General features: G+C 62.1%; 12 protein-coding genes. 9 read left to right on the forward strand and 3 right to left on the reverse strand.

Annotated elements, in window-relative coordinates; all coding sequences use genetic code 11:
• The first annotated feature begins 16 nt into the window (after window positions 1–16).
• Both VIM95_RS16580 and VIM95_RS16585 read left to right on the forward strand, forming a co-directional pair.
• Window positions 17–445, forward strand: coding sequence for a type II toxin-antitoxin system RatA family toxin (locus VIM95_RS16580; protein ID WP_331987931.1), 429 nt, complete (start codon window positions 17–19; stop codon window positions 443–445).
• Complete coding sequence (locus VIM95_RS16585) at window positions 442–741, forward strand: RnfH family protein (protein WP_331987933.1); 300 nt, start codon at window positions 442–444, stop codon at window positions 739–741. The genes VIM95_RS16580 and VIM95_RS16585 overlap by 4 nt, the downstream gene beginning before the upstream one ends.
• A gap of 49 nt (window positions 742–790) precedes the next feature.
• Here VIM95_RS16585 and VIM95_RS16590 read toward each other — a convergent pair whose 3' ends face one another.
• Genes VIM95_RS16590 through rmuC form a run of 3 tightly spaced genes read right to left on the reverse strand, consistent with a single transcriptional unit; the run spans window position 791 to window position 3,230 of the window.
• Window positions 791–1,210 (reverse strand): DUF4124 domain-containing protein, encoded by a 420-nt coding sequence (locus VIM95_RS16590; RefSeq protein ID WP_331987936.1) that lies wholly within the window; start codon window positions 1,208–1,210, stop codon window positions 791–793.
• Between the two features lie 53 nt (window positions 1,211–1,263).
• Entirely contained in the window at window positions 1,264–1,695 is a 432-nt protein-coding gene (locus VIM95_RS16595) for a DUF4124 domain-containing protein (protein WP_331987938.1), read from the reverse strand.
• Window positions 1,692–3,230: a DNA recombination protein RmuC gene (gene rmuC, locus VIM95_RS16600; RefSeq protein ID WP_331987940.1), complete on the reverse strand. Its 1,539-nt coding sequence runs from the start codon at window positions 3,228–3,230 to the stop codon at window positions 1,692–1,694. Before rmuC ends, VIM95_RS16595 begins: the two co-directional genes overlap by 4 nt.
• A 425-nt stretch (window positions 3,231–3,655) precedes the next feature.
• Here rmuC and VIM95_RS16605 point away from each other — a divergent pair, with 425 nt between their 5' ends.
• The 7 genes from VIM95_RS16605 to ispH form a co-directional block, all read left to right on the forward strand.
• Window positions 3,656–3,871 carry a TOBE domain-containing protein gene (locus tag VIM95_RS16605; RefSeq protein ID WP_331987942.1) on the forward strand — a complete coding sequence of 72 codons (216 nt, stop codon included), beginning with the start codon at window positions 3,656–3,658 and terminating at the stop codon, window positions 3,869–3,871.
• 77 nt (window positions 3,872–3,948) lie between these two features.
• Window positions 3,949–4,482, forward strand: coding sequence for an alpha/beta hydrolase (locus tag VIM95_RS16610; RefSeq protein ID WP_331987944.1), 534 nt, complete (start codon window positions 3,949–3,951; stop codon window positions 4,480–4,482).
• A 100-nt stretch (window positions 4,483–4,582) separates the two neighbouring features.
• Complete coding sequence (gene flgA, locus VIM95_RS16615) at window positions 4,583–5,242, forward strand: flagellar basal body P-ring formation chaperone FlgA (RefSeq protein WP_331987945.1); 660 nt, start codon at window positions 4,583–4,585, stop codon at window positions 5,240–5,242.
• A gap of 113 nt (window positions 5,243–5,355) precedes the next feature.
• Window positions 5,356–6,300, forward strand: coding sequence for a bifunctional riboflavin kinase/FAD synthetase (locus tag VIM95_RS16620; RefSeq protein WP_331987947.1), 945 nt, complete (start codon window positions 5,356–5,358; stop codon window positions 6,298–6,300).
• A 73-nt stretch (window positions 6,301–6,373) separates the two neighbouring features.
• Entirely contained in the window at window positions 6,374–9,244 is a 2,871-nt protein-coding gene (gene ileS / locus VIM95_RS16625; protein WP_331987949.1) for an isoleucine--tRNA ligase, read from the forward strand.
• On the forward strand, window positions 9,237–9,725 hold the full coding sequence (gene lspA, locus VIM95_RS16630; protein WP_331987951.1) for a signal peptidase II: 489 nt from the start codon (window positions 9,237–9,239) through the stop codon (window positions 9,723–9,725). Before ileS ends, lspA begins: the two co-directional genes overlap by 8 nt.
• Window positions 9,726–9,741: 16 nt before the next feature.
• The coding region (gene ispH / locus VIM95_RS16635) for a 4-hydroxy-3-methylbut-2-enyl diphosphate reductase (RefSeq protein WP_331987953.1) at window positions 9,742–10,287 on the forward strand (546 nt) is incomplete at its 3' end.

Consider the following 10,287-nt stretch of genomic DNA (forward strand, 5'->3'; position numbering starts at 1 on the left):
GGCCGAATATTCCCTCATGCCCCAAGTTCGCAAGTCTGTACTGGTCCCCTACCCCGCCAGCCTCATGTTTGCCTTGATCGATGAAGTCGAGGTCTACCCCCGTTTTCTGCCCTGGTGTGGCGAGACCGAGGTCCATCTGCGAGATTCAGACTGGACGGTGGCGACCGTGGGCATCGATTATCTAGGCCTCAAGTCCTCGTTTACCACCGAGAATCGCAAGCAGCCCGGCTTGATTACCATGGAGCTCAAGGATGGGCCCTTCCGCAGCCTGACTGGGGCCTGGCGCTTTCTGGCGCTGACCGAGGAGGCCTGCAAGGTGGAGTTCGAGCTTGACTACGAATTTGCCAGCCGCACGCTGGAGGCGCTGGTTGGGCCGGTATTCAGCAAGATCGCCGGCACCTTTGTCGACGCCTTCGTCAAGGAAGCGGAAAGGCGCCACGGATGAGCGGCTTTATCCAGGTGGAAGTGGCCTGCGCGCTACCGGAACGCCAACAGTTGGTGTCCTTGCAACTGCTGGATGGCTGTACCGTTGAGGAAGCATTGGCGGCTGCCGACCTGGCAGCGGCCTTTCCGGAAATCGACTTCGCCACTTGTCCGGTCGGCATCCATGGCCGCGCCTGTCGCCGTGACACGGTGCTGCGGGATGGCGACCGGGTGGAGGTCTACCGCCCCCTGGTCGCCGACCCCAAGGACGCCCGCCATCGTCGGGTCGCCTTGGGTAAGACCATGAAGAAGGCCTGAGCTTTGCCTATTTCATCCGCTTTTTATTGGGTACTGCAATGGGCTGATGTCATCGGCGCCCGGCCGGTGCCGTTTTGCTGCACCAGTACTCCTGTTCCTGCCGGTACTTCTCGACCTGTGCCTTGACCTGGGCGCGGTACTTCTCGTACTCAGCGCTTTGGCTGGGCTTTTCCTTGACGCTGTCCGCCATGTAGTTGTCCAGGTGGCGGGTCAGTGCATCGCAATTGGTTTGCGCCACCTCGGGCGTGACCGTGGCATCATCATCCTGCTTGCTTGCCGCCTTGCTTGCAGGGGGGGCGGAGACGTTGTTGCTTGGCAGTTTCAGCGCCTGTGCCTTGCTGTTGGGTGGCGGCTGGTCGCTAAACTGCACCTTGCCATTGGCGTCTACCCATTTGTAGACCTGGGCGCCGACCAAGGCTGGGGCGAGCAGCACAGCGGCGCAGAGGGCGATTTTCGATACGGACTTCATACTTCGTACTCCTTGCCTTGCAGGTCGGTTGGGGCCTGCTGGTCATCTGGCGCTTATTTCTTCACCTTGCTGCACCAGTAGGTCTGGTCCTTGCGCATGGTGTCGAGCTGCGATTTGGTCTGTGCATCGGTCATGTCGTATTCCCGACCCTGGGCATCCTTGTTGATGATGAAGTCAGAGGCCTCTATCTCCTTGATCTGCGCGGTCACCTTGCTGCAATTGCGCTGTGCCTCTTCCGGCGAGACCTTGGGCTCGCCCTTGTTGGCCGTCGCCTCCTTGTCCTTGCCCGGGGCTGGCGTGGGGTTGGCCGGCGCAGTGACCGGTACGGCGGTGTTGACCGGAATCTTTACCGTGGCAGCTTTGCCGCCAGGAGGCGGTTGGTCGCTGTACTGTACCTTGCCGTTGGCATCCACCCACTTGTAGACCTCGGCGCTAGCCAGCAGGGGCAGCAAGGCCAGCAGGCAGGCGATGTTTCGCGTGTTCATATGGTTTCCTCTTGGGCCGGTGCGGCCAATGGTAGGGGGTCGGCGTCGAGCTCGTCGAAGCGGACGTGCTCGATCTCGCCAAAGCGCTTGCTGATCTTCTCGCTGGTGACCTGTACCTGCTGGGCGTCTTCGTGGGCCATGCGGATATGGTCCGCCAGCTTCTTCATGCGTTGGTCAAAGCGGCTGAATTCCTTGCTGAGCTTGCCCAGCGCGTCCTTGATGATGTGGACCTGGCGGCGGGTCTCCACATCCTTGATCACGGCGCGGGCGGTATTGAGCACTGCCATCATGGTGGTGGGCGAGACGATCCAGACCCGCTTGCCCATGGCGTACTGCACCAGTTCCGGGTGGTAGGCATGGATCTCGGCGAACACTGCTTCGGCCGGGATGAACATCACCGCGCCGTCCGCGGTCTCGCCCGGGATGATGTATTTGTCGCTGATGGCATCAATGTGCTTCTTCACATCGACCTTGAAATGACGCTGTGCCACCACGCGCTCGGCCTCCACGCTGGTGCCGAACATACGGTGGTAGTTCTCCAGCGGGAATTTGGAATCTACCGCTACGGTACCGGTAGGTTCGGGTAGGTTGAGGATGCAGTCGGCGCGGGTGCCGTTCGAAAGCGTGGCCTGCATCTGGTAGCAGCCCGAGGGTAGGACATTGCTGACCAGGTGCTCGAGCTGTACTTCGCCAAAGGCGCCGCGCGAGCGCTTGTCGCCCAGCAACTCCTGCAGGCTGACCACATTGCTGGTCAGGCCATCGATCTTCTTCTGCGCCTCGTCGATGGTGGCGAGGCGAGCCATGACGTTGGCGAAGGTCTCGTTGGTTTTTTTGAAGCCCTCGTCCAAGCGTTCGCTGACCTTGCCCGAAATCTGCTCCAGGCGCTTGTCCACACCCTCACTGAGCTGGGTAATGGACTGGGTCAGCTGTTCGGTGGTACGGCGCAGGGTATTGAGCAGTAGTTCCTGCTGTGCCCGGCCCTGCTCCCCCACCAGCTTGCTGACGGTGCCCAATACCTCGGTACGGAGTGCGTCCTGCTTTTGCTGGACGGTTTGCGAGATGTCTGCCAACTGCTTGGCAATGGCCTCACGGCTGTCGGCAAGCGCCTGGTTCTGGGTGAGCTGCATGGACTGCAGGGCATTGGTTTGGGCAATCTGGGCAGCCTGCAGGGCCTCGGTCTGGGTGGCGCGCAGGCTATCGAGGCCGATGCGGGTGTCCTTGAGCTCGGTGGCGACGGCTTCGCGCAGGCGATCAAAGGAGTGGCCTACGCTGTCCCGCAGCCGATCACCAGAATCTTGCATGCTGCTGCGCAGCCGCTCGCTTTGCTCGGCAAATCCATGATTGAGTGCATCGGACTGGCGCTGCAGGCCGTTGTGCAAGTCATTCAGCATGGCCCGGTGTTTCTCTTCCAATTGGGCCGATAGCAGATCCAGGGTGCTGCGCTGGGCCTGGGCCAGCAAGCCGAGCCGGATCACGACCAGACCACCGGCCAAAAGGACCACCAGGGCAACGATGCCGAACAAGACTTCAATCATGGCGATATTCCAAATGCATTTGCGTCTGGCGCGATGATACGCGCTCCCTCTCTCCCATGGGGCATGGGATGGTCGCTTGCTGAAATTTAATATCTAATAGGTATAACAAAACAATTTGTTATTCCTTTGTGTAATTTCAAGCATGGTCGATGATCCATTCCAACAACCGCCAGGAAGTGCTGGCAGCCAAGCCGGGCCAGGCAGCTCAACGCCGCCCGCCCGTTAGCAATGTAGTGCGGTAACGGGCTTTGTGCAGGTGCTGGCTGCTGCAGCCTAGCGACGATTCCACCTCCGCCCGCGTTGGGGAGCGCGGGTCTGTCCCGTCCCTCGTACGTGACTCCTGTACGAGGGACGGGCGGCGGTGGATTGCTTGGCGCCCTGGGCGCGACGACCAATACTTTCACCAACCAGCAAGGAATATCGCCATGAGCATCAAATCGATCAACGTGCGCAACCAGTTCCGCGGCTCGATCAAGGAAATCATCGAAGGGCCGGTCGTCTCGGAGGTGGATGTGTCCACTCCGGCAGGTGTCGTGACTTCAGTGATTACCACCCGTTCGGTCAAGGAGTTGGACTTGAAGGTGGGTTCGGAGGTGATTGCCTTTGTGAAATCGACCGAAGTCTCCATCGCCAAGCTCTGAATCCCTGCCCTTGCCGACTTGCCCCAGCGTGCTGCTTGCGGCAAGCTCGGTACGGCTTATGTCTTGAATGCCGTTTCATGCGCATCGTCATCCATCCGGGCTGGCAGGATTCCGGTCCCAATCACTGGCAGTCGCTCTGGCAGACCGAGCTGCCGCAGGCCAGCCGTGTAGCACAGGCAGACTGGCGCTACCCTGAGCGTGAGGGGTGGGTAGCGGCGCTGGACGCGCACCTGGGTACTGATCCTTCCGGCGCGGTGGTGGTCTGCCATAGCCTGGGTTGCTTGACCCTGGCACATTGGGCTGCGCGTTGTCCGCAACGGGCGGCTCAATTGGGCGGCGCCTTGCTGGTGGCGCCTGCTGATGTGGAGCGGGCGGGTGCGCCGCCTGAGATTACGGGCTTTGCGCCCATCCCTCGGCAGGCCCTGCCCTTTCCATCCATCGTGGTTGCCAGTGACGACGATCCATACAGCACACTCGCCCGTAGCGAGGCGTTAGCCAACGCTTGGCGTGCCAGACTGGTGGTGCTGCAAGGGGCTGGGCATATCAATGCAGCGGCTGGTTTCGGTCCCTGGCCTCAAGGGCGGGATCTGTTGGCCTCTCTTTTGACCTGAACGTCGCGTACCTCTTGCCTTTCAGCGCATCCGGTTCCAAACTGGAAAACCCGACGTCATACACCGCGCTGCAATGTTCCGCTGCTTGTCTTTGATCCTGATGCTAACCACGGGTTTTGCCATGGCGACCGAGTCGCGGCAAAGCCTGGAGTCGGTCAATGAGGCGGCGTCGAGCTTTTTGACGAGCCAGTTGGCCAGCTACGGTGATCGGGCCAGTTTTCAGCTTGGCAAGCTCGACAATCGGCTGAGCCTGGCTGCCTGCCAGAAGATGGAGGTGGTGCTGCCGCACGGCAACCGGCTGGTGGGCAATACCAGCGTGCGCGTCAATTGCATCAAAGGGGCCAAGTGGTCGGTCAACCTGCCGGTCGCGGTCTCTATCCAGGCTGACTACTGGGTCTCTGCCCGCGCCCTTCCCTCTGGTTACGAGTTGACCGAGAACGATATGGAGCGGCGCAGCGGCGATCTCTCACAACTGCCCGCGACCGTGGTGGTGGACCACACCACCGCTGTGGGCCGTTTGTTGATCGGTGGCACACCGGCGGGTGCGCCGCTGCGTACGGACCAGTTGCGGGCTCCTTATGCCGTCAAGGTCAACGAGTATGTCAAGGTGATTGCCTCTGGCCAGGGCTTCGAGGTGGCCAGCGAAGGCCGTGCGCTGGGTAATGCCAACGAGGGGCAGCAGGTCAGCGTCAAAATGATTACCGGCGCGGTGGTGCAAGGCATCGCCAAGAGCGCCGGTACGGTCGAGATCCGCTATTGACCTTGGACTGCCGGCCGTTTGAGGTCGGCTTCGATGCGCGCTCGCTAGACCCCCGCTCCCCCCGCAAGTAGAATTGCCTGTTCTTCTATTCAGGCGATCCAGACTCCCCGTCCATGCAGGTATTTCGTGGTGCCCCCTTCTGCCCTAGCGGCCCTTGCGCCCTGACCATCGGTAATTTCGATGGCCTGCACCGCGGGCATCGCGCCATGCTGGACCGCCTGACCGGCGAGGCTCGCCGTCTGGGTCTGCCGGCTGCCGTACTGACTTTCGAACCGCATCCGCGTGAATTCTTTGCGCCTGATGCGGCTCCAGCCCGTCTCTCCAGCCTGCGCGAGAAGCTCGAATTGCTGCGCGAGGCCGGTGTGGACAGGGTCTATCTGGCCCATTTCAGCCGCCACTTTGCCGCGCTGTCGGCCGAGGACTTTGCCCAGGACATCGTTGCCGGGCAGATCGCCGCCCGTTACGTGCTGGTGGGCGATGACTTCCGCTTCGGCAAAGGCCGTGCTGGCGATAACGCCACCCTGGCTGAGTTTGGCCATCGCTTCGGTTTTCTGGCCGAGGCCATGCCCGAGATCGCCGTCGACGGCCAACGCGCCTCCAGTACCGCCGTGCGTGAAGCGCTGGCGCAAGGCAATCTGAGCCTGGCGGAGCGTTTGCTGGGCCGGCCCTACCGTATCAGCGGTCGGGTGGTGCACGGTCAGAAGCTGGGGCGGCAGATCGGTTTTCCGACCGCCAATATCCAGGTCAAGCACAACCGCCCGCCTTTGGCCGGTATCTTTGTGACCGCCGTGCATGGCATTACAGACCAGCCGCTGCTTGGTGCTGCCAGCCTGGGCAAACGCCCGACGGTCACCGATTCCGGACAGATAGCGCTGGAAGTGCATTTGCCGGACTTCAGCGGTGACCTCTATGGCCGGCACCTGCAGGTGGATTTTCTGCACAAGCTGCGCGACGAAGAGAAATACGACGGCCTTGAGCCCTTGATCGCCCAGATCCGTCTGGACGTGGAGAACGCCCGCGCCTACTACCGCGAACGAATTAGCCACCCCCGTCCGTGAGCGGGCGGGGGCTGCAACGATACGCCGGTTTGCCTGCGCGAGCCGTGGACCCGAATACCATTGAGCCATCACCATGTCTGAACAGAACAAATACCCCGTCAATCTGCTGGATACGCCCTTCCCCATGCGCGGCGACCTGGCCAAGCGCGAACCGGCCTTCCTGGCCCGCTGGCAGGCCCAGAAACTGAATGAGCGCGTGCGCGCGGCCAGTGCGGGCCGCCCCAAATTCATCCTGCATGATGGCCCGCCCTACGCCAACGGCGATATCCACATCGGCCATGCGGTCAACAAGGTCCTCAAGGACATCATCGTCAAGACCAAGACCCTGGCAGGTTTTGATGCACCCTATGTGCCGGGTTGGGACTGCCACGGCCTGCCCATCGAGCACCAGATCGAAAAGCTGGTAAAGGGCGACAAGAAGGCCATCGAGGCCGCACCGGCCATCCACGCCAAGATCGTGGCCTTCCGCAAGGAAAACGGCCTCGATGAGAAGGCCATCCACCTGCCGGCCGACTTTGTCCGCACCCTGTGCCGCGAATACGCCGAGATCCAGATCGAGCGGCAGAAGAAGGACTTTGTCCGCCTGGGTATCGTCGGTGATTGGGGCCACCCCTACAAGACCATGGCCTTCGATACCGAAGCCAACATCATCCGTACGCTGGGCGAGGTGCATCGCCAGGGGTATCTGGTCAAAGGCCAGAAGCCGGTGCACTGGTGCGTGGACTGCGGTTCCTCGCTGGCCGAGGCGGAGGTGGAGTATGAAGACAAGAACAGTCCGGCGATCGACGTAGCCTTCCCGGTCAAGGACAGTGCCGCGCTGGCGGCCGCCTTCGGCCTGCCGGCCGACCGCCTGGCCGGTGTGCCGGCTTATGCAGTGATCTGGACCACCACCCCCTGGACGCTGCCCGCCAACCGCGCCGTCTGTGTGCATCCTGAGCTGACCTATGATCTGATCGAGACCCCCAAGGGCCTCCTTATCCTGGTGCGTGAACTGGCCGAAGCCGCGCTCAAGCGCTACGGCTTCGAATCGATCGAGGTCATCGCCCAGGCGCATGGCAGCAAGCTTGAGCACCTGCGTCTGCAGCACCCTTTCTACGCCCGCGAATCGCAGATCATCCTGGGCAACCACGTCACTACCGACGCCGGTACAGGCCTGGTGCACACCGCGCCGGCGCACGGTCTGGACGACTGGCTGGTTGGCCAGCACTACGGTCTGAGCAACGATAATCCGGTTGGCAACGATGGTCGCTTCAAGCCCGGTACCGAGCTCTACGAGGGCAAGACGGTCTGGGAGGCTAACCCGCTGGTCATCGAGAAGCTGACCGAGCTGGACCTCTTGCTGGCCAATGTGCGCCTGAACCATAGCTACCCACACTGCTGGCGCCATAAAACGCCCATCATCTTCCGCGCCACGGCGCAGTGGTTTATCAGCATGGACAAACCTGGCCACGCCGGCCAGGCACTGCGCAAGGTCGCACAGAGCGCGGTCGATGCGACCGAGTTCTTCCCCGACTGGGGGCGTCCGCGCCTTGAGGCCATGATCAACAACCGCCCCGACTGGTGTGTTTCGCGCCAGCGCAACTGGGGTACGCCCATGACCTTCTTCGTGCATAAGGTCACGGGTGAGCTGCACCCGCGCTCGCTGGAGCTGCTGGAACTGGTGGCGCAGAGGGTCGAGAAGGACGGCATCAACGCCTGGTTCTCGCTGGATGCTGCGGAGCTGCTGGGTGACGAGGCCAAGGACTACGAAAAGCTGAAGGACACCTTGGACGTCTGGTTCGACTCGGGTTCCACCCACTTTGCCGTGCTGCGCCAGCGTGCCGAGCTGGCCTGGCCGGCCGACCTCTACTTGGAGGGTTCTGACCAGCATCGCGGCTGGTTCCAGTCCAGCCTCTTGACCGGTTGCGCTACCGAAGGCCGTGCGCCCTACAAGCAATTGCTGACCCACGGCTTCACCGTGGACGGCAAGGGCGAGAAGATGTCCAAGTCCAAGGGCAACGTTGTCGCACCGCAGAAGGTCATCGACCAGTACGGTGCCGACATGCTGCGTCTATGGGTGGCCAGCACCGACTATTCGGGCGAGATGAGCATCTCGGATGAGATCCTCAAGCGGGTGGCCGACAGCTATCGTCGGGTGCGCAACACCCTGCGCTTCCTTCTGGCCAACCTCAGCGACTTCGACGCCGGCAAGCATTTGGTCGCTACGGACCAGCTGTTGACCATTGATCGCTACGCCCTGGTCATGGCGCAGCAGTTCCAGCAGTCGGTGACGGCGGATTACGAGCGCTACAGCTTCCATACCGCCATGCAGAGCATCCACCACTACTGCGCGGATGATCTCGGTGGCTTCTACCTCGACATCCTCAAGGATCGCCTCTACACCACCGCGGCGGACAGCCCGGCCCGCCGCTCGGCCCAGACCGTGCTGTACCACATCACCCGCAGTCTGGCCCTGCTGCTCTCGCCGGTGCTGAGCTTCACCGCCGACGAGGTGTGGGGCACGCTGGATGGGCATGGTGAGGACAATACCCTGCTGCATACCTGGTACCCGCTGCCGCAGCCGGCCGATGCTGCCGCGTTGGCTGCGGACTGGGCCGCCGTACGCGATCTGGTGGCGTTGGCCAAGAAGGAGATGGAAGTGCTGCGCGAGGCAGGCTCCATCGGTTCCAGCCTGCAAGCCAAGCTGCAGATCACGGCCGATGCCAAGCTCCATCCGCTACTGGCCGCGCTGGGCGACGACCTGAAGTTTGTGCTGATCGTTTCCAGCTTCACCCTGGAGCAAGGCGCCGAGAACAAGGTGGTGGTACAGCCCTCGGCCGACGCCAAGTGCGAGCGTTGCTGGCATTACCGCAGTGACGTGGGCAGCCATGCCGACCATGCCACCCTGTGTGGCCGTTGCGTCAGCAACCTGTTCGGCCAAGGCGAGGTGCGTCCTCATGCTTAAGTCGGGTCTGTTGCGCTGGCTGCTGTTGGCCCTGGTCGTCATCGTGGCCGACCAGGTCAGCAAGCAGATGGTGCTGTCTGCGCTGACCTTCCATCAGGTCGTGCCGGTGTTTCCCGGCTTCAATATCGTGCTGACCTACAACGAGGGCGCGGCCTTCAGCTTCCTGGCCGCGGCCGGTGGCTGGCAGCGCCACTTCTTCACGTTGTTGGCGCTGGCGGTATCGGCCGCCATCGTCTGGACGCTGCGCAAGCACCATGCCGAACGGCGGTTGGCATTTGCGCTGTCGCTGATCCTGGGCGGCGCGATCGGTAACGTCATCGACCGGATCAGCTACGGTCACGTGGTCGATTTTCTCGATGTGTACTGGAACACGGCGCATTGGCCTGCGTTCAACGTTGCGGATTCTGCCATCTGCGTTGGGGCCGTGCTGATGGTGCTCGACGGATTGTTGAAGCCCAAGACCGCCGACCAGCCCGGTTGAAATACAGGAAATCATCATGAGCAGCATGCAAATCATCTTGGCCAACCCGCGCGGCTTCTGTGCCGGCGTGGACCGTGCCATAGCCATCGTCGAGCGCGCGCTGAGCCAGTTCGGGGCGCCGATCTATGTGCGCCATGAGGTGGTGCACAACAAGTTCGTGGTCGAAGACCTCAAGAACAAGGGCGCGATCTTTATCGAGGACCTGGCTGACGTGCCCGAAGGCGCGACGCTGATCTACTCGGCACACGGCGTGCCGCAGTCGGTTCGCCGTGAGGCCGAAACGCGTGGCCTCAAGGTCTATGACGCTACCTGCCCTCTGGTGACCAAGGTGCACGTGGAGGTGAAGAAGCTGCGCGAGACCGGCTACGAGATCGTCATGATCGGCCACAAGGGCCACCCGGAAGTCGAGGGCACCATGGGTCAGTCGGACGGCGGCATGTACCTGGTGGAGGACGGCAAGGACGTGGCAGCCCTGGTGGTGCGCGACGAAGCCAAACTTGCCTATGTGACCCAGACCACGCTCAGCGTGGACGATGCGGCGGTGGTGGTTGAGGCGCTGAAG

The sequence above is a fragment of the Chitinimonas sp. genome (assembly GCF_036568685.1).
Classification (GTDB): Bacteria; Pseudomonadota; Gammaproteobacteria; order Burkholderiales; family Chitinimonadaceae; genus Chitinimonas.